General features: G+C 35.4%; 17 protein-coding genes and 1 tRNA gene. 7 read left to right on the top strand and 11 right to left on the bottom strand.

The window, feature by feature from the left end; translation table 11 throughout:
* Positions 1 to 24: 24 nt before the first annotated feature.
* From A0O34_RS04095 to A0O34_RS04105, 3 genes are all read right to left on the bottom strand, one after another.
* Positions 25 to 402 (bottom strand): hypothetical protein, encoded by a 378-nt coding sequence (locus A0O34_RS04095; protein ID WP_066751536.1) that lies wholly within the window; start codon positions 400 to 402, stop codon positions 25 to 27.
* A 68-nt stretch (positions 403 to 470) separates the two neighbouring features.
* Positions 471 to 941 carry an Lrp/AsnC family transcriptional regulator gene (locus tag A0O34_RS04100; protein ID WP_066751538.1) on the bottom strand — a complete coding sequence of 157 codons (471 nt, stop codon included), beginning with the start codon at positions 939 to 941 and terminating at the stop codon, positions 471 to 473.
* A gap of 134 nt (positions 942 to 1,075) precedes the next feature.
* On the bottom strand, positions 1,076 to 5,869 hold the full coding sequence (locus A0O34_RS04105) for a translocation/assembly module TamB domain-containing protein (RefSeq protein ID WP_066751540.1): 4,794 nt from the start codon (positions 5,867 to 5,869) through the stop codon (positions 1,076 to 1,078).
* Positions 5,870 to 5,873: 4 nt separating this feature from the next.
* Between A0O34_RS04105 and tsaD the strand changes: the two genes are divergently transcribed.
* The 5 genes from tsaD to A0O34_RS04130 all read left to right on the top strand — a co-directional run bounded on the left by tsaD (position 5,874) and on the right by A0O34_RS04130 (position 10,665).
* Positions 5,874 to 6,890 (top strand): tRNA (adenosine(37)-N6)-threonylcarbamoyltransferase complex transferase subunit TsaD, encoded by a 1,017-nt coding sequence (gene tsaD, locus A0O34_RS04110; protein WP_066751551.1) that lies wholly within the window; start codon positions 5,874 to 5,876, stop codon positions 6,888 to 6,890.
* Entirely contained in the window at positions 6,887 to 7,297 is a 411-nt protein-coding gene (locus tag A0O34_RS04115) for a hypothetical protein (RefSeq protein WP_066751554.1), read from the top strand. The genes tsaD and A0O34_RS04115 overlap by 4 nt, the downstream gene beginning before the upstream one ends.
* Positions 7,298 to 7,342: 45 nt before the next feature.
* On the top strand, positions 7,343 to 8,032 hold the full coding sequence (locus tag A0O34_RS04120) for an RsmE family RNA methyltransferase (RefSeq protein WP_066751565.1): 690 nt from the start codon (positions 7,343 to 7,345) through the stop codon (positions 8,030 to 8,032).
* Between the two features lie 66 nt (positions 8,033 to 8,098).
* Positions 8,099 to 10,144, top strand: a complete 2,046-nt coding sequence (locus A0O34_RS04125; RefSeq protein ID WP_066751573.1) for an IgGFc-binding protein — start codon at positions 8,099 to 8,101, stop codon at positions 10,142 to 10,144.
* A 2-nt stretch (positions 10,145 to 10,146) separates the two neighbouring features.
* Entirely contained in the window at positions 10,147 to 10,665 is a 519-nt protein-coding gene (locus A0O34_RS04130; protein WP_157885942.1) for a hypothetical protein, read from the top strand.
* Positions 10,666 to 10,714: 49 nt separating this feature from the next.
* Here A0O34_RS04130 and A0O34_RS04135 read toward each other — a convergent pair whose 3' ends face one another.
* The gene (locus A0O34_RS04135) at positions 10,715 to 11,386 is read right to left on the bottom strand and encodes a TrmH family RNA methyltransferase (protein ID WP_066751579.1); all 672 of its coding nucleotides are present in this window, start codon (positions 11,384 to 11,386) and stop codon (positions 10,715 to 10,717) included.
* Between the two features lie 80 nt (positions 11,387 to 11,466).
* Between A0O34_RS04135 and A0O34_RS04140 the strand changes: the two genes are divergently transcribed.
* Both A0O34_RS04140 and A0O34_RS04145 read left to right on the top strand, forming a co-directional pair.
* Positions 11,467 to 12,483, top strand: a complete 1,017-nt coding sequence (locus A0O34_RS04140) for an asparaginase (protein WP_066751582.1) — start codon at positions 11,467 to 11,469, stop codon at positions 12,481 to 12,483.
* A 54-nt stretch (positions 12,484 to 12,537) separates the two neighbouring features.
* Positions 12,538 to 12,624, top strand: a tRNA-Ser gene (locus A0O34_RS04145).
* Between the two features lie 172 nt (positions 12,625 to 12,796).
* Here A0O34_RS04145 and A0O34_RS04150 read toward each other — a convergent pair.
* The 7 genes from A0O34_RS04150 to A0O34_RS04180 form a co-directional block, all read right to left on the bottom strand.
* Positions 12,797 to 13,489 carry a hypothetical protein gene (locus tag A0O34_RS04150; RefSeq protein ID WP_157885943.1) on the bottom strand — a complete coding sequence of 231 codons (693 nt, stop codon included), beginning with the start codon at positions 13,487 to 13,489 and terminating at the stop codon, positions 12,797 to 12,799.
* A gap of 385 nt (positions 13,490 to 13,874) precedes the next feature.
* On the bottom strand, positions 13,875 to 15,407 hold the full coding sequence (locus A0O34_RS04155) for a M20/M25/M40 family metallo-hydrolase (RefSeq protein WP_066751588.1): 1,533 nt from the start codon (positions 15,405 to 15,407) through the stop codon (positions 13,875 to 13,877).
* 119 nt (positions 15,408 to 15,526) lie between these two features.
* On the bottom strand, positions 15,527 to 17,239 hold the full coding sequence (locus tag A0O34_RS04160; RefSeq protein ID WP_162271023.1) for a helix-turn-helix domain-containing protein: 1,713 nt from the start codon (positions 17,237 to 17,239) through the stop codon (positions 15,527 to 15,529).
* Between the two features lie 624 nt (positions 17,240 to 17,863).
* Positions 17,864 to 19,306, bottom strand: a complete 1,443-nt coding sequence (locus tag A0O34_RS04165) for a TolC family protein (protein ID WP_066759492.1) — start codon at positions 19,304 to 19,306, stop codon at positions 17,864 to 17,866.
* Positions 19,293 to 22,487 carry an efflux RND transporter permease subunit gene (locus A0O34_RS04170; protein WP_066751594.1) on the bottom strand — a complete coding sequence of 1,065 codons (3,195 nt, stop codon included), beginning with the start codon at positions 22,485 to 22,487 and terminating at the stop codon, positions 19,293 to 19,295. The genes A0O34_RS04165 and A0O34_RS04170 overlap by 14 nt, the downstream gene beginning before the upstream one ends.
* Before the next feature lie 20 nt (positions 22,488 to 22,507).
* Complete coding sequence (locus A0O34_RS04175; RefSeq protein ID WP_066751597.1) at positions 22,508 to 23,590, bottom strand: efflux RND transporter periplasmic adaptor subunit; 1,083 nt, start codon at positions 23,588 to 23,590, stop codon at positions 22,508 to 22,510.
* A 149-nt stretch (positions 23,591 to 23,739) separates the two neighbouring features.
* Positions 23,740 to 24,132 (bottom strand): hypothetical protein, encoded by a 393-nt coding sequence (locus A0O34_RS04180; protein ID WP_066751600.1) that lies wholly within the window; start codon positions 24,130 to 24,132, stop codon positions 23,740 to 23,742.
* Between the last annotated feature and the right edge of the window lie 170 nt (positions 24,133 to 24,302).

A 24,302-nucleotide genomic window follows, 5' to 3' on the forward strand; every position in this document is an offset into this window, starting at 1 on the left:
AATTATTTTTAATAGATATTTAAATTATTTAAAAAACTTCCACTTCGGGATAATCGCCAACATTCCAAATCCTGTGAAAAGGAAAAGGTTGGTAACGTCTGTGTACAAAAATGTTGATAAATAATAGTTGTGCATAAAGAAATGCAGAACCAGCAAAACAGGAAATGCAAAGATCCCTATTTTTCTATAAAAGAACATCAGCACCAAGCTTATCATCATTAATGCATCAATTGAAAAGATCACGTAAAAATACCATCTTGGGATATTAAGAAACTCGTGCTGCAGGTATTCATCTACATCAATCCCCAATCCCATTACCGTAAATAACATCAAAGCGGCAAATGCTGCAATAAAGCCCCATCCTTTCTTCGGATCCTCGTCAAAGTAACTGTATTCTTCCATAGGTACAAAAATAAAGAACTTATGAGAGATTTCATAAGTTCTTTTATAGTAATTCGTTTAAAATTTGATTAAATAGAAATAGCGTTGATCAATCTATTTTTATCGCTTAAGAATTCTTCCATAGAGATCATACTCTCAGTTCTCATAACATCCTGGATGTCATCGATCTGATAAATGATTCTCTTAGCATCGTCCGTATTCTTAGCTCTTACTTTACAGAAAATATTATATTTTCCTGAAATTACGCTCGCTTCGATTACGTTTGGAATGCTTGTAAGCTCTTTCAATACCTCTTGTGTGCGGTTTGATTTCGTTAAAAGAATTCCGATAAAAGCTGTAAAATGATAGTCTAACTTACCATAATCGATATTAAGGGATGATCCCAAAATAATACCTGCATCCTCCATTTTTTTCACTCTTACGTGAATTGTACCCGCAGAAACATCCATTTGCTTAGCAATTTCAGTAAAGGGCATTCTTGTGTTTTCTACTAAGAAGTCAAGAATCTTCTTGTCTATTTCGTCCAGTTGATAGTTCATATTAGTTAAATTACAATTTCCTTAAAAATTCTATGTATTCTTTGCAAATTTAGGAAAAATAATTTAACCCTGAAAATTATATCAAACATTAACAATAATTAACATGTATGATAAAAATCATTAAAATATTCTGATTATTTGCCCCCTGTTTTTACAGAATCTGTTTTTATTTCAGTTTTCGACTCGGTCTGTTTTTTATCTTTTTTCTTCTTTTTGAACAAAGAATTGAAGCTGCGACTCCATACAACACCCCCTCCATAGGCTTGATTAGCAGAACCGTTAGTTCCTGCTCCAACACCCATTCCGATATTACTCGGCTTGGAATATCCTCTTAAAATTAAGCTTCCGTCATTCTTTTTAGACACATCATATTCAATAGATCCTTCCCCTGAAAGATAATTTGCTTCTGTACTTTCGGTTTTTGTTAAAGGAATTCCCAGCCCTGTTTTTACTTTAATTCTAGGCGAAAGCGCAAAACTTACCCCTGCATTTGCCCGGTCTCCCGTATTGGAATTCTGGTCTCCTTTCACATAATTAAGGTCAATCTGGAACTCGTTACTCATGGCATTAAGAACCGAACCTAATTGTTTTAAAAGCAAATTATATCCGGAAGATTCTGCAACTCCGGCAACATCTATATCTACTCCTCCGGTATTCGAAACGTTAAAACTATTTAACAAAAGAATTGAACCAAATTGTAAAACCTTCTCCCCTTCCTGACTCATTTTTGCAGCCAGCGTTTCTTTTATCTGACTGGAAACATCGAGTGCTGAAACATTCAGATCTATTTTAGGATCAATAAGAGATTGTGTGATATTTGCCTGAAGCAAAATGCTGATCGGCTGAATACCTCCCATATTCAAATATTCTCCCGCATTGGAAACCATTCTTACATAATTAGCTTTGATATCTAAGGCAGGCTTCATCGCATCACCATCCCAACGAATGCTACTTCCGTTCGCAATTTGGAAGGTTTTATTAAGAATCGCTTTAGAAACAAAAGTTCCGTTATCTACTTTATATGTTCCATTCATTGCAATACTTCCCTGTCGGCTCATTTGGAACCTCAAATTATCGGCAACACCTTTTACGGTAATATTTCCTACATCATCTCCGATCAATACGTTTACCGTAGTACCTTTATCAACATCAAGATCGAAATCGATATTCATATTGGCTCCGGTTTTTTTCTTTTCCTCGAGTGTGATTAATCCATCTTTTCCTTCTTTCAGGAACCTCAACATTTTGAACTCTTCAACATTTGATGTAGAACTGGAATTGAATGTGAATGTACTTCCATTCAGTGCCTTCATATTTGGAGTTGAGATACTTAATCCCGAAACTGGTCCATCAACATAGAGATCACCTTGTCCGTAAATTCTTCCCCAGAATAGGTCATAATCTTTTTGTGTGGTGTTCAGCATTAATAAATTATCAGCTCTCATTACAAGGTTGACCCCCATTGAAGAAAGCGTTTCAAACTGAATTGCTCCGGAAATCGTCCCTTGTGAATTGGATCTTCCGTCATGAACACTTATATTGTTAAGTACCGCTAATCCTTTAGATAAAGGAATTACCGTATCATCAAATGAATAATCTACCCCAGTGAATAACAGTTTTAAGCCAAAACTTTTCATGGCAATATCTCCACTGTAATCAAGGTTGTTTAATTTTCCGCTGATTTTAAGATCTCCTGTTGCTTTGCCCCTTAAATTTCCAAAAACTGACTTTACAAACTGTTGAGCAAAAGCTACATCAAATTCACGCATTTGTGCCGTTAAATCGATGGTTGGTGAAGAGGTATTATTATTAACCGTACCTGTTAAATCTAAATTATTTCCGCCAAGTACTCCTGCCGAAGTTACTTTTATATCTACATCATACACATTTAATGAAAAACCATTGGTCGCTGAAATCGTAAGATCTCCCATATCATTTCCATTCATCATGATATCGTCAACCGTAAGATCTACCAAAGGTTGCAGCGTACTTTTGTCCATTTTGATTTTTACACTTCCGTTAGCGAGACCCTTGATATTCATTGAATTACCGCCGGACTGCATTTCCAGAAGCTTTTCGATCGCAAAATCTTCTATATCTGCATCTACATAAAAATCCTTGGCAGATTTAAACTGAGCTTCCTTAATAAACAATGAACTTTTATCTGAATAAATCTTTAAATTTCTAATATCAAAATCAGAAGTTGCTTTACGATAGGTAATAGAATGATCGAGTTCCGGGCTAGTATCTATCGCCCAAGTCACATCATTAAATTTAACTTCCGTAGGTTCAAATTTAAATACAAAATCTCCGCTAGCATTGGTAGATTGATTAACATTAATAGCATATTCTTTCAATTGATCACTAAGCTCATCTTCCGGACTTCCGTGCTTGAATTTTGTTGCTAAATGAAGAATACTGTTATTTTCATTTCTACCGCTTAACGTGACATCTTTTAATATGTTTTTGTTGTATTCTACCCTGTTTATTTTAGCATAAATCTGTTCGTCAAGATTGGCCGTATTAATTCTTACCATGACGCTGTCGACCATTGCGCTGTCTCTCGTAATATTATCTCTGTCATTGATTTTATAGGCAGGATTTGCTTCCGCTAAAGCTTTATCTGCTTCTGTAATCTCAACCTTTTTGGTCATGATGTATTTCAGGGAAGCAGCATCAAGATTTAAGATCAAATTATTTGAATTCCCATCGTATTGCCCATCAACTACAGCTCCCTGAGGAAGTTTAAGATCAGGCATAAAATAGCTCACCAAACCTTGCTGAACATTAAAGTTCATGGCAAAATTCTGTCCTCTGTATAATTTTCTCGGCGGTGGACCTACTAATATTCTTCCGATACCGTTTTCGATCATTCCTACAAGATCGGCTAAATTATATTTTCCTGAAATCTTTCCGTTCACAGCTCCCGGAGCATCGACATCGATCACTCGACCACCCGCTTCCAAGAACGTTTTTATTTTAGCATTCGGAATAACATATTTTTGAGTCGCTGTCGCAAAATTGATGTTACTGGCTTCAACATCCAGATTAAGATCACTAATAGAAGTCATTGCCATTTTTCCGACAACTTTTCCGCTTACGATCTGACTTCCCGGTTTATCCGTGAAATAATTCATATTTAAATGATCAACATCAGCGTCTACATTCATAGAAATCTTTGGAGTACTGAAATCTATTAACCCTTTTATGGTCGCTTTCGCCTGTTCATCATTAATTGTGATTAATCCGTTATATTTTTTGTGATCCAGCAAACCGTCCAAATAAAGATTGTTAATTTCTTTATTCATAATCTCGATCTTTGTAATCTGCGATTTTGTAGTCAAACGCATCGTATTAACATCGAAACTCTGTCCGTTGATATCAAATTTTCCTGAAATTAATCCAACTGATTTATTTTTAGTAATGACGGAAGTGTTTAAATCATTCACCTCAATATATCCCGAATATTTTGGAACAGGCGTGCTGTATCCTGTAAGAGAAAATTTGGTAATTTTTGCCTGTCCGATTCCGGTCATTAGATTTCCGGTCGGCACATAAACCTGTTGAGGAGTAACTCTTGCCGCTCCGTTATATTTTAACTTCCCGAAATCATCAGCGAAATTCTTCATTTTTTTAGAAATAAATGAAGGCATCATTGCTTTCAGATCTTTGTATGTAAAATCTGTTGAAAGATTATTGGTTTCAATTAAAAAATTACCTTTTAGTAAATTATTAACCTTCATGGTCTGAGTGGCAATATTTACATCCGGATTTCTGATCAGGAAATTTTCAAGGTGAAATTTATTCAACGGCCCTGTCATTTTTCCGGAAACGTTGAATGGCTTAAAATTATCCCAATTCGTTACAAAATAGCTGATATCATAACCGCTCAACTGGCTTCCCTGTTTAAGATTCATATCCCAACGAACTTTGTCGGCAAAATCTGCCCATGAACCTTTGTGAAGATTAAACTTAATGTCTCCCTGCAAAAGCGTGTGATCGGTATTTAATGTCAAATCTTTAAGCAAAAGAAAATCCTGCGACATCGAAAGTTCCGTAGAAAAAGTATCTACAAAATGAGATTTCCCCCATCTTGTTGTGACAAAGGACATATTATTGATCAACGCAGAAATATTAGTTCCGTTTACTTTAACATTCGGAGCTTTTAGATTGAATTTTGTCGCCGTTAACCATTTTCCAGGCTCGCCGGGTGAATTTTGATTAATAATTGAAACTTTAGAATCAATAATTTGTAACCTAGAATTCAGTTGAAAAGGAGGTTTGGTGGGATCTTTCTTTTTTCCGCTGTCGAACAATTGCGTAAAGCGAATAAAATTTGAAATACTGTCGCCTTTATAAGTAATTACCTGAATATTTGCATTTTTCAGTGTTAATGAATTAAAACTTAAAGAATTGTGCTTACCAATATTTGTAGCCAGTGAAAACCAATCTGAATTGGCAGTAAATTCTTTAGCTGTAATAAACTCAAGGCCTTTATAATCTTTAATTTTTAAACCTTTAATCTTTACATTTCCAAAAAAATTCACTTCTACACTTTCTGTGGACATATCTGCTTTAAAATCCTGATTTACGATCTGTAAAGCCTGATCCGCAGCCCATTGTTTAGTTGCAGGAAGGTTAATAATGATAACGATCAGCGTTACAAGACCCAACATCAGCCAGAAAAGAATCAGCAACAATTTTGCCCACCAAGAATAGCTCGTAACATCTTTTACAGCCTGTTTACCAAATTCTTCAGCAGTTTGAACGGGATGATGAATGGCATCCGAAGCTAGTTCGGACGCTTCTTTAACTGCTTCCTTCACAACTCCCTCTACATCCTCCACAGTCTTGTGTACCTGATCACCTAAGTTTCCAGCTACTGATTTTTTGTTCTCATTCTCGTTATTATTCTCTAACTTTGCCATTATTATGAGCGACTCTATAATTTTAGGTATTGAATCGTCTTGCGACGACACATCAGCAGCTATCATCAAGGGAAATTCTATTCTGTCAAACATCGCCGCGAATCAGGAAATCCACAAAGAATATGGTGGTGTTGTCCCTGAATTAGCTTCACGCGCGCATCAGCAAAATATAATACCCGTAGTTGAAAAATCTCTAACTAAAGCAAATATACAACAAAATGCTATTTCTGCTATAGGATTTACTCGCGGACCCGGACTTTTGGGTTCTCTTCTCGTAGGAACTTCATTTGCTAAGTCTTTAGCAATGAGTTTGGATGTTCCTTTGATTGAAGTAAACCATCTCCAGGCACACATTTTAGCACATTTCATCGAGGATGCAAATCCTATGCCGCCAAAGTTTCCGTTTTTATGTCTTACTGTAAGCGGAGGACATACGATGATCGTTTTAGTGAAGGATTATTTTGATATGGAAATCATTGGAAAAACCATTGATGATGCAGCAGGAGAAGCATTTGATAAGATTGGAAAAATCTTTGATTTAGATTATCCGGCAGGTCCGATCATCGATCGATTGGCTAAAGAAGGGAATCCTGAGGCGTTCAAATTTAATAAACCAAAATTAGAGAATTACGATTATTCTTTCAGCGGAATTAAGACTTCTGTATTATATTTTATACAAAAAGAGGTTAGAAAAGATCCTGATTTTATTAAAAACAATTTAATTGATCTTTGCGCTTCTGTTCAGCGAACAATCATTGAAATTTTGATGGCTAAACTTGAAAAAGCGGCTAAAGAATTAGATATAAAAGAAGTTGCCATCGCTGGTGGAGTTTCTGCCAATTCTGCGCTGAGAAAAGCGATGCAGGACAATAACGAAAAATTAGGCTGGAATATTTACATTCCAAAATTTGAATATACGACCGATAATGCGGCAATGATCGCAATGGTTGCTCAATTAAAATTTGAGCGAGGTGAATTTACGGATCTGAGAACTTCCGCAACCGCAAAATACGATTTATGAAAATATTGTTAGAAGAAAAAATACTTGGAACACAATCTAAAAAGAACTCAAAATATTACTGGGTTTTAGAAACTATTGTAGGAAAAAATGAAGTAACAGAAAAATCTGAAGATGAAGATTATTTAATGATAAGTTCAGAAATTGGATATGTTCAAAATATAAAGGAAGAGATCGTAGAAAAAATCAATTCAGAAAACGTATTTAGTTTTACTTACGAACCCAAAGAAGGAGATTTTTTATCCATCAAAAATAATTTAAGAAAAAACGAATATTTGAATTTAATTTTTATGAATAATAAGTGGATTGAAGAAATTTACTCATGTTCATATAGAGATTGTGAAGGTGATATTTATACCACGATAAAAACCGGTGTGGCATTTTTAAGCGATAATGAAATTACCTTTTAATAATCACTTGTAAATAAAATTAAGGCAGATTTTAAATATCAATATATGAAACTTTTTTTTGGCGAAATCAGTAACGGAAAAGCAATAATTAATGACGAAGAACAACAGCACATCGTAAAAGTTCTTCGAATGAAAGATGGGGAAGAAATTCATGTGACAGACGGAAAAGGAAACGTGGCTTCCGGAAAATTAATGATCGAAGGCAAAAAAGCCAATATTGAAGTTTCTGAAATTAAAACCAACACTCCTGATTTCAATCCAAAACTTCACATTGCGATCGCGCCAACGAAAAATATTGACCGTATTGAGTTTTTTGTAGAAAAAGCCGTAGAAATGGGAATTTCTGAGATCACCATTTTACAGACTGAAAAAACGGAGCGTAAAAATATCAATATTGACAAACTTAGAAAACAGGCTATTGCAGCTTCAAAACAGAGTTTGAGATTTCACTTTCCTGTAATTAATGATTTAATTAAACTTCCTGATTTTCTGAAAAATATTAATCCAGAAACCACTTTCGTTGCACATTGTAATGAAAGTTTAGAAAGGATTGAATTAAAAGATATTCCACATTTAGAGAACATTACATTTTTAATTGGGCCTGAGGGAGATTTTTCTGATAAAGAGATTCAGCTTTTAGCCGAAAAAGGAATTAAAGCTGTTTCACTGGGAAATCAGAGATTAAGAACGGAAACTGCAGGAATATTTGTTGCAGCTTGGAATTATTTAACTTAAAATTAATCACTAATAATTGAATATTTTAGTATTATTTTAATATTTTTGCGCTTAAACTAACATATCGTGAAGCGTATTTATTTATTTTTAGCATTTTTTATATTTAAATTATTTTTCTCACAACTCGATAACACGCATTACTTACAGCCCATTATTTTTGGAGCATATGATACAACTACTATAACTGAGGAGTATATCTACCTTTCTACTCCATCTTCAACAAATATTACAGTAAATATAAGAATGGCCGATGGAACTACCATTCCAAGACTGGCTGTTTATAATATTAATGCAGCAACAACCGCTAACGTTGCTACAGGTGTTGTGACATTTAGTAATACTACTCCTGTAAGAATTACTGTAATCAACGCGTCAAATGTAGTTTTACCACCGGGATCATCTCCCATGACAGTAGCTACTACCAGAGCAGGAACAATAATTCCCGCAAATGTAGGTGGATTATTATTCACTTCTACTGATGATTTTTTCGTCAATTATAGAGGATTATCCGGTTCTCAGGCAGGATCAGTTCTTACAAAAGGAAAAGTAGCCTTGGGGAAAAATTTTTTCTGGGGAGGAACACCCAACGAATTTACCACATCTGTAGCAGAGGTTGGCAATATGGTTTCTATGATGGCTACTGAAAACAATACAGTCATTACCATATCTAATATTGATTCCGGAACACAATTTATTAACGGAGCCAGTGCTACACCACTCACGGGAACGACTTTTACAAGAACATTACAAAAAGGGCAATCTTTTGTACTTTATGCCAAAGTAAAACTTAATGCACTCAGTTTACAAGACCGAGGCTGGCTGGGTGCTAAAATTTCTGCAGATAAAAATATTGCCGTTACCGTAGGAGGGCTAATGCAACAAGGAAGCATTGAAACCGGAACACTTTCAGACAATCGTGACTTTGGTGTAGACCAATTGGTTCCCGTAGAACAATTAGGAAACGAATATGTAGTAATGCAAGGAAATGGCGGAACTTATGAAAGAGTAATTGTGGTTGCGACGGAAGCCAATACAACAATTACCATGAATGCCAATGCAAATCCAAGTTATACATTAGCGAATATTGGAGATTATCAAATCGTTCCGGCCAGTTTTTTCACCAATAAAAATATGTACCTGAAAACCAATAAAGCAGTTTATGTTTTTCATAAAATATTTGGAAGCTCTGCACTTAACACGAACAGTTTTATGTTTATCCCACCTCTTTCATGTTTCGGACAGACGTCAGTAAACATGATTCCGGATGCTAAACAGATTGGAACAACTTTATATGACAATACAGAACTTGCGGTACTTGCCGCAAGCGGAACAGCAAATATCCCCGTTGTAACGGTAGGCGGAACAGCTCTTGCAGCAACTGTAGCAGCAGGAACAGCTGTACCGGGAAATGCTAACTGGAGAAGCTACAGATATAATATTGCCACCGCAGCGGGAGGAACAGCTACGATTAAAAACGTAAGAGTAAGTTCTGCAGGAACCATTCAGGCCGAATTAGTCGGAGCCAGTGGTGCTGCAGGATTTGGAGGATATTATTCAGGATTTGGAACGGCTCCTATCGTTACTATTGCAGTAGCTAACAGCCCTAGTTCAAGACCTTGTACGGGAACTACGGGAAGTTCATCACTATCTTTATCTGTAACACCCGGTTTAGGTACTTATCAATGGTATAAAAACGGTCTTCCCATTTCCGGAGGAACGAACAGTAATTATTCGATTCCAATAACAGATAATTCTGCTGCGGAATATAATGTTGTGGTAACTCCACCCGGAGGATGTCTTATTTATTCGAATGTTGTAAAATCATTTGCATGCCCTTGTTATAAGCCTGGCGCAACAGGAACTCCCGAAATTACCAAAATAGGTGTTTCAACAAGAGCTTCCAAAAGTACAGCAAACTGGCCTGCAGATATGAACAACGCATTTTTAGCACTTGAATCTAACGACAAAGGTCTTGTAATCACAAGAATTCCTGATCCGGAAGTTTCAATTGAAACTCCTGTAAACGGAATGATCGTATTCGACACAGATGACTTATGTCTAAAAATATATGACGGAACTCAATGGAGCTGTATTAACCAAACATGCAATTAATTATGAATTTAAAAGTAAATCTATTTATTATATCTTTTTTTGTATCTGCTCTTGCGAACGCTCAAATAGGTATTGAGAAAGAATCCATAGACGGTAGCGGATTAGTGGATTTTCCTGAAGGAACTACAAAAGGAATTATACTTCCTCAGGTAGCCAATAATATCAATATGACAGATACTTCAGCAGGAACTTTTGTTTTTGACGGAGCCTCTTCAAAAGTAAAATATTACAACGGTGCCGATTGGATCGAGCTTACAGGTCAGACAGGTGCTTCAAAAACATTACTTGCAGGAACTGAGCAGGACAGGTCAGCAGGAGTTATCATTGGAGCCCCAGATTCAACGGCTAAAGGCGTATTAGTTTTAGAATCAAACGATAAAGCATTAATTTTACCTAAAATAATTGATCCTGCAACCAATGTAAAATCACCATCAGCAGGGATGATGTGTTATGATCCTGTAGCAAAACTGGTTTGTTTTTATAATGGAACTAGCTGGAGTTTTTGGGGAAATATAGAATAATACATTTTTCAATAAACATAAAGCACAGAATAGATCTGTGCTTTTTTACTTATATTTCAATATTGTTATCTCTCAAATACTTCTGAAAAATCTGCTGTCCGCTTTGCATTGAATTTACCGCCCAACGGATTTTCATTTTCAATAATTTCTCATCACTTAATTTATAATCGAGGTTTGAATTAATCAGTTTTTGTTTTAATTCATACATACAAATTCCCGCCGCCACAGAAACATTATAGCTTCTCGTAAAGCCAAACATAGGAATAGCCAGCGTTTCATCTGCGAAATCAATTACTTCTTCTGAAACTCCTGCCATTTCAGTTCCGAAAACCAATGCAATAGGTTCTGTAATTTGATAATCAGGAAGCATCACTGCATTTTTTTCTAATGATACAGCCAGGATTTTATATCCTCGATCTTTAATTTTTTGTAAAGAATCGATATTTTTCGGCATTTTTTCAACTTCAACCCAAGTTTCGGCACCTTTTGTTACCGTAAGATTCGGATCAAACACATTTTCTTCCTCCATTGCCACAACTTTGTGAAAACCACAAGCTTCCACCGACCTTATAATAGCCGCGGCATTCCTGAACTGATACACATCATCCATCACAGGAAGCACAAAATCAGAACTTTCAGGAGAAAAATGATCGATCTTTCTCAGTCTTTCATCTGTTAAAAATTGTTTTAAATACTCAAAAGTTTTCGCTAAATCTTCCATTCATTTTCAAATCTTTGCAAATTAACGTAATTTTGAGGAACGAACCTGAAACAGCGGTGAAATTCTAATAAAAGTACTACATGAAACGAAAAGTCCTGCTCATCTATACCGGAGGAACCATCGGTATGGAGAAAGATTACGAAACCGGAAGCCTTCGTGCGTTTGATTTTGGAAATATCTTCGAAAAAATGCCCGAAATGAAGTTGATGGAATGTGAAGTGTTCGTTCATCCTTTTGCCAAACCGCTCGATTCTTCGGATATGGGACCTCAAGAATGGAAAATCATCGCCAATTATATTCTTAAAAGCTATGATGATTATGACGGATTCTTGATTCTTCACGGAACAGATACCATGTCCTACTCCGCTTCTGCATTGAGTTTTATGTTAAAAGGTTTGAAAAAGCCCGTAATATTTACCGGCTCTCAACTTCCCATCGGAGATTTGAGAACTGATGCTAAAGAAAATCTTCTGACGAGCTTGTATTACGCAAGTTTGTATGAAAATGATGAAGCTGTCATTCAGGAAGTTGCCATTTATTTTGAATATAAATTATTAAGAGGAAACAGAACGTTAAAATATTCTGCGGAGTATTTTGATGCCTATTCCAGTCCGAATTACCCTATTTTAGGACAATCCGGAGTTCATTTAAATATAGTTAAAGATAATCTATACCGTTGCGAACCTGATGTAAAATTTCATGTGGATGAACATATTTCAGAAGATATTTTATTTTGGAGAATCTTTCCGGGAATGCATTTAAGTCACTTTAAAGAAATTCCGAAAATGAAGGTTTTAATTCTTCAGGTTTTCGGTTCAGGAACGATTTTCAGCAGTGAAAAAACTCAGGAAACACTTCAGGAAATCAGAAATAACGGAACTGAAATTGTAGTGGTAAGTCAGTGTATTTCAGGCGGAATCTCATTCGGAAAGTACGAAAACAGTAATATTTTCTCAAGAATCGGAGCTATTAGCGGAAATGATATTACTGCCGAAAGCGCGATCACAAAAGCAATGCATTTAATTGACAATCCGACTTACACAGGAACTTTTGCTGATAATTTCGCGAAAAGTTTATGCGGAGAAATCACCGAGTAATTGAATTAATAATTTGTCAGTTCAATAAAATAGCCTATTTTTGCAATCTTAAATAGAGAGGTGTCCGAGTGGTTGAAGGAGCTACCCTGGAAAGGTAGTATGCGGGTAACTGTATCGAGGGTTCGAATCCCTTCCTCTCTGCAAATCAAGGTCTTAGGTTTCATACTTAAGACTTTTTTTATTTAAAAATACTTTAGATCAATAGATAAATAAAAAAAATCCCAATCAACTTGACTGGGATTTCTGTTTGAAAAATCTACTAACTTTTTTCAAACTACAATTTAGCTATATATGAATGTTTTGGTTTCAATTATTAATTACAGATTGTTAAAAACTGATGGCTCATTTGCACTCTGAATTTCGCTTCTGATCTCGCTTTGCTATAAATAGAATGTTCAAAAGCCTGTACCGACTTTAATTTCTGATCTATAAACTCCGCAATTTGAACAATGGAGAACATAAAATCTCTGTATACAGCGATATTAACCGTTTGTCCATAACACGGTAAATATGCTTTCAGGAAAGGGATTGTTGATTGATGTTGGTTATAATTTACGCAATATCCCGCTCCATCTTTAGAAGTGACGATCTCGTGATCGTTGATATAATCCAGCACATTTTCTGTTTTTGGAGAAATATTATTCGTTGAAAAATACCTGTTGATTTTATCTAAAATATATTGTGCATATTCCATCATAGTGATCGTTTTCCACTCGAATACATGATTCATTCCGTTTTTTATTTGTTTCCCGTTTTCACAGCTTGTGCAGAATGAAAGTCCAATTTTTTCATAGTACGGAAAAAAGCAATCTTTAATCTGAATAGATGCATCCGATTGTAATCTGTCGCTCGCAAAATTGTAGTACAGATATGGACTGTACAACTCTGTAAGGCTTTTCAGATAGTCTATTTCGCTTGTATTATGATATTCTTCGAACCAATTTTCAAGATTATCGTAATAACGGTTTTGAAATTCATTGAAACTTAAATAAAACGGCATTTCCATAACTCTGTATTTTGATATGACAAAGCTATAGCGGTAATGCGACAAAACTTGACGTGTTATTTTTTTAGTTGAAAGATTTTTACAGGTATTCTTTTTAATAATTTTTTTTTAACGTAAGGGTCGCAAAGTTCTTTCATCAATAATTCTGCTGATTTTTAAGATCGCAAAGGCGTTCCACTCAGCAAAGCTAACAAAGGTTTCCATCAAAGTTTGTCATTCCGGAGGAATCTAGACGTAGCTTTTAAATGTAATTATTGAGATTCCTCCGGAATGACAAACTTCATGGAAAATTTAAACTTAAAATAGACCAAATATTAAAGCTATTGCTAGTTTATTATTAAGTCAGTTTAAAAGCTTATTCCTTAAAGCCTAATGCATACTGCCATTACTTATCATAGTTTTTCATTATAAACTCAAAATAATGGATCATTTTAAGATAGTTTTCGATACTGATATATTCGTTCGTACTGTGGATTGATTGTTGTTCAGAGTTATTTATTTTGATTGGCATGAATCTGTAAACATTTTTACTTACGATCTGATATTTATAGGCATCTGTAGCAGCCATGGTAAGATATGGAGCTGCGATAGCATTAGGATAAATCTCTTTAATTCCCGCTTGAATCAGTTGAAAAGCTTTTGTATTTGTCGGAGATACCGCCGAAGCTTCTCTGGTATTATCCACCTCTTCTACTTCAACATCAAACCCTTTTGTAGCCTCAGCGATATGTTGTTTAACATCTTTAATAGTATTTCCCGGGAGAATTCTAAAATTGACGACAAATTCAACCTCAGGAGAAAGCACGTTGGGAGCATCGCTGCCTTTCATCATCGTTAAGGCTGTGGTTGTACGAATTAATGCATTAGTAGAATTATTTTTTTCCAACTGTGAAAGCAGTAATGACTTTAAAAGCCATTGATTGGAAATCGCCAATCTGCTCGTAAAAGGCATAACTCCTCCGATGTTATTAAAAAATTCTTTAATAAGCGGTGTAATTTCTGGTTTCATTTGGCTTTTTTCTAACCTCTGCATTATAATCGCCGCTTTCCCGATAGCACTTTCCATAGGAGGCATGGAAGAATGGCCGCCCAGCCCTTTTACTTTGATCTTTGCTGATAAAAATCCTTTTTCTGCGCATCCGATCACGGCAACATCCGAATCGATTCCTTTTACACTTCCTTTTTCTAAAACCAATCCGCCTTCATCATACACAGCATCGAATTTTAATCCTTGTTTTTTGAAATGATTTGCAATCTGTAACGCCCCTTTTTGTCCGCCAACCTCTTCATCAAATCCAAAAGCCAGGTAAATATCACGTTGCGGAACATGTTTATTTTTAATCAAATTAGTCATGGATTCCATCAAAGAAAATAACATTCCCTTCATATCGATCGTACCTCTTCCATAGATTCTTCCATTAGCAACAGCTCCTGAAAATGGTGCATAATCCCAATCTTCCGCAACTTTTGTAACCCGTGATAAAACTTTATCATCCGGTTTGAAAATATTTTCTTCCTTATTTTTAATATCTCCATCTCCAGGAGGAACAACATCCATGTGGGAAAGAAATAAAATGGGCTCCAAGTTAGGTTGACTTCCTTTTAGTTTAAAAACCAATCCATACTCATTAACTTCATAGTTTTCTGTGTTCTGATAAAGTTCGGGATAAGATTTTTTAAGATATTCTTTGAATGTATCAAAGGTTGAATAATCAAAATCACCCAACTCCCCCGTTGAAATTGTTGCGATCTTTATTCCGTTTGAAAGTCTTTGAACAGCCGAATCATTTTTTACAACCTTCCATTCTTTTGCAGCGTTTGAATTATTTTTTTTAAAAGGATACGTGAAAGTTTTAATGAGTAGAATTATAATTAATACAATAATAATTCCCAGAACGATTAAAAGGAGTTTTTTCATGGTGATTTGGTTTTGTGATTGGTACCATAACTAATATAAGGAACAAATTCCACTAAAACCTAATTCGAAAACAAAAACATAAAATTTTCGAAAAAAATAATCTCATCCAGACCCAATCCCTACAAATTATTTTTATTATCTAGCTCCTGTTTTCTATTTTTTATAAAATCCGTCGGGCGAATTCCATTCAGTTCAAAGAAGAGATCAGAGAAATTCTGTCTTGATGCGATACCGCATTCTTTGGCGAGGGTTTCGATGCTGTATTTAAGATATTCTTTGTTTTCGAATAATAAATTAGTGATATAATTGATTCTAAGCTCGCTCAAATATTTATTAAAATTCATCCCTTTACAGTCATTGATAACCTGAGAAAGATAATTGGAATTTGTATTCAATTGAGTGGCTAATTTACTCAGAGTAAGTCCTTTTTGGGTAAATTCTTTTTTATCCTCAAATGATTTTAATTTCTGAAGCAATTCTTCAACCTTGCTTTCATTAAGGCTTGATTTTCTTTCTTCGACAGGAAAAACCAGTTTTTTAGGAACATTTTCAATTTGATGAACTAAGAATTTTTCTTCTAATAAAACATATTTTTTCTTTACTTCTTTCGCTTTTTTATGTCTTTTGGTGAATAAAGTAACCATTCCTATCGCCCAAATAATCAAAACAATAATTACAATCGTTCCTAAATAATTGATTTTCTGCAACTTTTCTTTTTCTTCCAATAACGTTTTTGTGTCATAATCTTTATGGATTTTTGGAGATAAATAAGTAAAATCCTTCGACATGATACTGTCTGCCTTCAAAAGTTGGGTGGTATAATATAATTGCTGCGTTTGATTTTTCTCTTTTTTACTCTGATCAATTAAGATCTCATAATTCTCTCTTAATTCCGGAAGAATAAACTGATTTTCTTTAAAAATAGAATCTACTTTTTTAAAGTATATCATCGATTCTTTAGCATTTTTTAAACTATAATACGTTTTTCCAATGTAAAAATAATCGAGCGAAAGTCGAGAGAAATCCCGGCTTTTTTTAATTGCAGAAAGTGATTGATTTAAGTTTGATAACGCTAACTGAAATTGATTATTCCTATATTCAGAAATACCTTTGGATAATAGAAAATATCCTTTTTCCTGAGCATATTCAGGATTATTTCCTACTTCGGCAAGTCCGATTTGTATGGCAGAATCTGCTTCTTTATATTGCTCTAAATGTCTGTAGCAAATAATTAACTGATGAAGACAGTTCAAATACCCTTTTTTACTATTATAAATAGCATTTGGGCCAAGATTGGATCTGGATTTTTCCCTATCATAATACTCCAGACTATTTTTGAATAATTCTGAGGCATCCTGATAATATCCCAAATAGCTTTTTACAACACCAATATGGTACAAATTCTGATATTTCAGAAATTCATTTTTTGTATTTTTAGAATATTCATAAGCTTTGAGATATTCATTAAGTGCCTGTTGAAATTTTTTATAATGGTAATAATATATAACTCCTTTCTCAAGATAGGCTATACTTTTCAGGTCACCGTCTTTGGACTGATTTGCAGCCCAAATCATACTGTCAGAATATTTTAATTTAATCCTATTTTCAGAAGAATAAAATACTCCATCTTTATATCCTTGAACTAATTCTTTATAGTTCTTCTCTTTTTTTGCTTTAGAAATATAAGGTCGAAGAAACGGAAAAGCTCTTGCATCATTCTCTTCAATATTTTCGAATTTTTGTCTCAGTTTTTGATAATCACTATATTCTTCCTGAGACAGAAGAAGTTTAAAAAATCCGATAAAAAGTATGAAGAATATTTTTCTTGTCACCCCGATGAACATTCAGTGTCCTAATTTCGATCAAAAGTACATAAAATTGACAAGTTTTTCTCATTGATTATTGAATTAATGCCAACATGAGCATTATTTTTATTTTACAAAACAAACCTCTATTAATCAGAACATTAAATATCACTAATTCATACATTAGGACGTATAAATTTATAAATTAAGACAACAAGTATTTTTTTTAATCGATTCAAGGTGATAATTTCGGCCTCAGATTTTAAATGGGAACAACTTAAAAACAAATCAAAGTTGTAGAAACGAAAAAACATTAGACGGGTAAAAACACAAAAAAAACTACTATAAGTTTTGAAGAAAACAAATATAATTTCATGATTGTACAGTAAAAATTACCTCCTTCCTTCTTGGGAAATTTCTTTTAAGGAAGGATGGTTTTTAAAATTGATTAAAAAAAAACTAATAACCTTTTCATATAAAAACTAATATCCATTGAAATATTCAATTTAGTTGTGGTCATTTCCTGCAGGTAAATTTTGAAGGGTTCTTGTAAAAGAACCTTTCTTTATTAAAGTTTTCAGTTTAGAATCGAAAAGAGACTGTTCCGTATGGGCAGCCTCTTTTCTTTTTTAAAACATTAAGGATTTATAATCACTTCCAGCCTCCGCCTAAGCTCTTATAAATATCAACAACTGTACTCAGCTGTTTTTGTTTTGCTTCAATCAATTCCATTTTGGCATCCAAAGCATCTCGTTGGTTCAGAAGAACTTCCAGATAATCTGCTCTTGAGTTTCGGAATAATTGATTCGCAATATCGATAGATTCATCCAAAGCCTTTGTTTCTTGAGACTTCAGCTGATAATACTGATCTATGTTTTTCACTTTTGACATCAAATTTGCCACATCCAGATATGCATTTAGAATCGTTTTGTCATATTCATACAACGCCTGGATCTGTCTAGCATCCGCCGTCTGAAAATTAGCTTTAATCGCACTTTTATTAATAAGTGGTCCCGCCAATTCTCCTGCTAAACTTGAAGCAATAGATTCCGGCAACTTGACTAAATAAGAAGGTTTAAACGCTTCTAATCCTAATGTTGCAGAAATTTCCAATGAAGGATAAAACTCTTTTCTTGCTGCTTCTACATCTAGTTTTGATGATTTTAATTCTAATTCAGCTTGTTTGATATCCGGACGGTTCGCCAATAATTGTGACGGAATTCCTGTGTAAACAGTAGGAGCAATTGTTGACATAAAACTTTCCTTCGTTCTTACAATCGGCTGAGGATATCTTCCTAAAAGAGCATTGATCTGATTTTCTTTTTCAGTAATACTCTGACGGATTGTGTATTCCGAAGCTTTTGATTTGGCTAATTCCGCTTCGAATTTCTTCACTGCTAATTCAGTCGCCGCTGCAGCTTCTTTCTGAATTTTAGAGATCTCCAAGGCTTTTTGCTGAAGTCTGATATATTGCTGAATAATATCCAACTGATTATCAAGCGCCAATAAATCATAATAATTATCAGCTACTTCTTCAATTAAGTTTGAAAGAACAAAGTTTTTCCCTTCAACCGTAGACAGATAATGAGCTACTGCCGATTCTTTTTCTGTTTTAAGCTTTTTCCAGATATCAACTTCCCAATTAGCCATTAATCCACCTTCAAAATTACCAAGCGGATCCGGCATTTCTTTTCCGGGCTCGATTTCAGTAGATGCATCACCGGCTCCTTCACTGGTGTAACGTCCGGCTTTTTTTACTCCGGCTCCTATTCCTGCAGAAACAGTTGGTGTTAATCTTCCTTTTTTAGCTAAAACACCACTTTTTGCAATTTCAATTTCCTGCAAAGTGATCATCAGCTCCTGATTATTTTTTAAAGCTGTTTCAATTAAAGAAACTAAATTAGGGTCAGTAAAAAACTGTCTCCAAGGAGTTGTTCCACTGTTATTATTGGCGTCTTGTTGCTCTTCCTGATTAAAGTTTTGAGGGATATTTTCTTTCACCTCATCTTTTATTACGGTCGCCATCGGTGCTTTACAACTTGCTAAAACAAGCGATAAAGCAATGGCTGCTATATATTTATTATAAGTCTTCATGTTTTCCATCGTGTTTGTAAGGTTCAGTTTGTTCGGTTAAAGGATTTTCTTCTTCATATTTTGCCAGTTTAGATTTCTCGGCAATTGTTCCAAAGATGTAATACAATCCAGGGATAATCATTAATCCGAAAATAGTTCCGATCAACATACCTCCTGCTGCTGCTGTACCGATTGTTCGGTTACCTGTTGCACCTGGTCCTGTTGCCATTACCAACGGAATCAAACCTGCAATAAATGCAAATGATGTCATCAAAATCGGACGGAAACGGATCGCAGCTCCTTCAATAGCAGCCTGCGCCACCGGAATTCCTTCTTCCGCCTTCTTCTGGACGGCGAATTCCACGATCAATACGGCATTTTTACCTAAAAGTCCGATCAACATGACCATGGCCACCTGAGCATAAATGTTGTTTTCTAATCCTAATAATTTCAAGCATAAGAATGCCCCGAAAATACCTGTCGGCAACGAAAGAATTACTGGTAATGGAAGAATAAAACTTTCATACTGAGCCGCAAGAATCAAATAAACAAATCCTAAACACACCAAGAATATATAAATTGCTTCGTTTCCACGGCTTACCTCATCTTTCGAGATACCTGCCCAGTCGATACCAAAACCTCTCGGAAGAGTTTTATCAGCAACTTCCTGAATGGCAGCAATTGCCTGTCCGGAACTGTAACCCGGCGCAGGAGTACCACTTACCTCAGAAGAGTTGTACATATTATGTCTCGTGATTTCAGATAAACCATAAACTTTTTCCAAATGCATGAAATCTGAATATGGAACCATCTGGTCTTTATCATTTTTAACATATAGCTTTAATAAATCGCTCGGTAACGCTCGATATTGAGGTCCTGCCTGAACGATTACTTTATAAGGTCTGTCGAAACGGATGAAACTGGTTTCATAGTTGGAACCTATCAAATTAGAAAGGTTATCCATCGCATTTTCAATCGTAACACCTTTTTGTTCAGCCAAATCATTATCGATTTTCAACATATACTGAGGGAAACTCGCGGAATAGAATGTGAAAGCAGAACCCAGTTCAGGACGTTTTTTCAGTTCTTTAACAAAGTCATTACTTACTTTTTCCATTTTCTGATAATCCCCACTTCCTGCTTTATCTAAAAGACGAAGCTCAAAACCACCTGCAGCTCCATAACCCGGAATAGATGGCGGTTGGAAGAATTCAATATTGGCTCCCGGAATATTTTTAGCTTTTTGTTCAAGCTTTTCTATAATCTCGGCGGCGGATTCTTTACGGTCTTCCCAACTTTTAAGGTTGATCAAACAAGTACCTGAGTTTGAACCTGTACCTTCCGTCAAGATTTCGTAACCTGCCAATGATGAAACAGACTGTACACCGTCAATATCTTCAGATTCTTTCAATAATTCTTTGGCAATCTGGTTTGTTCTTTCCAATGTAGAACCCGGAGGTGTCTGAATAATTGCATAGATCATCCCCTGATCCTCACTCGGAATAAACCCTGATGGAAGTGAATTACTTAAAAAGAATGTACACAAACAGAACGCCAATAATAACGGAAGTGTTACCATTTTTTTCGTCACTGTTTTGTTCAGCATTTTCTCATATCTCCCTGCTCCTTTCGTAAATAAATTGTTGAATTTATCTAAGAAAATAGTAATTGGAGTTCTCTTTTTAGCTTTTCCGTGGTTATTTTTTAGAATTAAAGCACATAAAGCCGGTGTCAACGTTAATGCTACCACCCCAGAAAGGATAATCGCAGAAGCCATTGTAATGGAGAACTGACGGTAAAATACCCCAACCGGACCAGACATAAACGCAATTGGAATAAACACAGATGCCATTACCAAAGTAATCGCAATAATTGCCCCACTGATCTCATGCATTGCTTCTTCCGTTGCTTTTAATGGCGAGAGACCTTTCTCTTCCATCTTGGCGTGGACGGCTTCAATAACCACGATTGCATCATCGACGACGACCCCAATTGCCATTACGAGGGCAAAAAGTGAGATCATATTCAGCGTAATTCCAAAGGCGGACATTACGGCAAACGTACCGATCAATGAAACTGGAACCGCAATCGCCGGAATCAAAGTAGAACGCCAGTCTCCTAAGAATAGAAATACCACAATCGCCACCAAGATAAATGCTTCAAATAACGTATGAATTACCTTTTCAATCGATGCATCCAAGAATCTGGAAACGTCATAACTGATATCGTAATGCATTCCTTTCGGGAAGTTATTTTTCTGAAGATCAGCCATCAAAGATTTTACATTTTTGATAACGTCACTTGCATTAGAACCATATGATTGCTTAACCGTGATCGCTGCAGAAGGTTTTCCATTTAATGTAGAATAGATATCATACATTGAAGAACCAAATTCTATATCCGCAACATCTTTCAATCTTACAAATTCACCTCCCGGTTTTGCTTTAAGGATAATATTTCCGTAGTCTTTTTCATTATTAAAACGACCCGGATATTTTAAAATATATTCAAATGACTGCGAGCGTTTTCCTGAACTTTCTCCTGTTTTACCAGGAGATGCTTCCAAACTCTGCTGATTCAGCGCCTCCATTACCTCATCGGATGAAATATTGTAAGCTGTTAATCTATCAGGTTTAAGCCAAACACGCATTGCGTATTCTCTTGTTCCTAAGATGTCAGCGAAACCTACTCCACCAACCCTTCTCAATTCAGACATTACGTTAATATCGGCATAGTTGAAAAGGAATTTCTGGTCAGCTTTAGGATCATCACTATACAAGTTAATGTACATCAACATGTTAGGCTCTTCACGGGTAATTTTCACCCCTTCACGCACTACCAACGGCGGAAGTTTATTTACCACCGAAGAAACACGGTTTTGAACATTTACTGCCGCAACGTTTGGATCTGTACCCAAATCAAATACGATCTGGATAGAAGCTTCACCGTCATTTCCGGCATCGGAAGTCATATACTTCATTCCGGGAACACCGTTTAGACCTCTTTCCAATGGGATAACCACGGATTTGATCAACAATTCGTTGTTTGCTCCCGGATATTCTGCAGTAATATTTACTTTAGGCGGAGAAATTGAAGGAAACTGCGTCACCGGAAGTTTTACCAGCGACAGGACTCCCATAAATACGATAATCAATGAGATTACGATAGACAGAACAGGTCTGCGAATGAATTTCTTAAACATATAATTTCATTTTTAGAGTCCTACTCTGCTTTTAATTTCAATGATTGAAGAACTTTTTTCGGATCCTGGAACTTCACCTGAACTTTTTGATCATCTTTTACTTTCTGAACTCCTTCAAGAAGAATTTTATCTCCCTCAGCAAGTCCTGAACCTATTACATAAACATCCGGAAGCTCATAAGCTACTTTGATATTTCTAGACTTTACTACTCCGTTTTTATCCACTACAAAAACATATTTCTGATCCTGAATTTCGTAAGTAGCTTTTTGTGGAATAATTAAAGCATTTTTAAGCGGTAAAGTCATTTGTACTTTTCCTGTTTCGCCGTTTCTTAATAATTTATTAGGATTCGGGAACTTAGCTCTGAATGCAATATTTCCTGTTTCGCGGTCAAATTCTCCTTCGATGGTCTGAACTTCTCCTTTCTGAGGAAAAACATCTCCGTTTGCCATCACCAAAGAAACCAGATTGCTTCCTCTTGATGCAACATTCGTTTGATAAGACAGATATTCCGGCTCGGAAACGTTGAAATACGTGTAGATATCATTGTTATCCGATAGAGATGTTAATAAATCACCTTCATCGATTAAACTTCCCAACTTCAAAGGAATTCTATTGATGATTCCTGAGAATGGAGCTTTGATGTCCGTGAATGACAAGTGGATCTGAGCCAGTTTCGCTTCTGCATTAGCCGCATCCAACTTAGCTTTTGCCATCAATCTTTCATTTTTAGAAACAATGTTGTTGTTGGCTAATGTACTTGCGTTTTTCAATTCGATGGTAGCCTGTGCTACCTCAGCTTGCGCCTTTAATAATTCCGCCTGATACAATTTGGGCATAATTCGGAACAATGTCTGACCTTGATGTACAAACTGACCTTCGTCTACAAAGATCTTCTCAAGAAAACCTTTTTCCTGAGCACGAACTTCAATGTTCTTTACAGACTGGATCTGCGCTACATATTCTTTGCTGATCACAGTGTCCATTTTCACGGGGTTTGTAACCGGATAGATTGTAACTTCTTCTTTTTCTTCTTTTTTGCTGTTACAACTTGCGAACAACAAAAGACTGCCAAGCGCGAAGCTTGAGACAACTCTTTTCATCATAATACTAGAGTTTATATAAATCGTTAATGTTTTAAATAGAAAAATTGTGGCAATGAGTATTTTGGCGATGTGAGCTCACCTACAGCACAACGCAGAACATCTTCTGCTCAAAATAAAAAGCAGAAAACTAATCGAAAAATAAAATTTTAGATTCTGATAGAACGAATCAGAATGAATGTTTTAACTGAAGAAAATTCAGATAAATAGCCGTGAATTGCGGGCTTTAATTTTTTAAAACTTTTTAACCCAAAAATATAAACCAGCGTAAAAATACTTGCAAAGAATACGATAGACTGCACTGTATCCGACAACTGGAAGTCGTCTTCCGCAAGTTCTAAGGAATAAGCATTACTTACATCATCCGGAGCCTGCTGTACAGAAAGCTTTTCGTAGGTTTGGTTTAAGCGGTTTGCTCTTTTGGGTAAATTATGAGAAGTATGCGTGTTATAATCGTTTTTCAACGTTTTGACATTGATCTTACTTTCCACTACGAATAGCAGAAAAAGACTGGTCAAAAAGTATACGATGTAGTTTCTCATTTTCAAGGCACAAATGTAATTCTTAGTTTGAATACATTTCTAACAAATTCCATGATAATTACACATATTAACAATATTTAACTCTCCTTTAAATAAGCTGAAAACCCATTAACACTGTTTTTTCTAAAAAATATGAAGCTGAAATAGCGCTATAATTATTTAAAAAATAT

The organism is Chryseobacterium glaciei (genome assembly GCF_001648155.1).
GTDB lineage: Bacteria > Bacteroidota > Bacteroidia > Flavobacteriales > Weeksellaceae > Chryseobacterium > Chryseobacterium glaciei.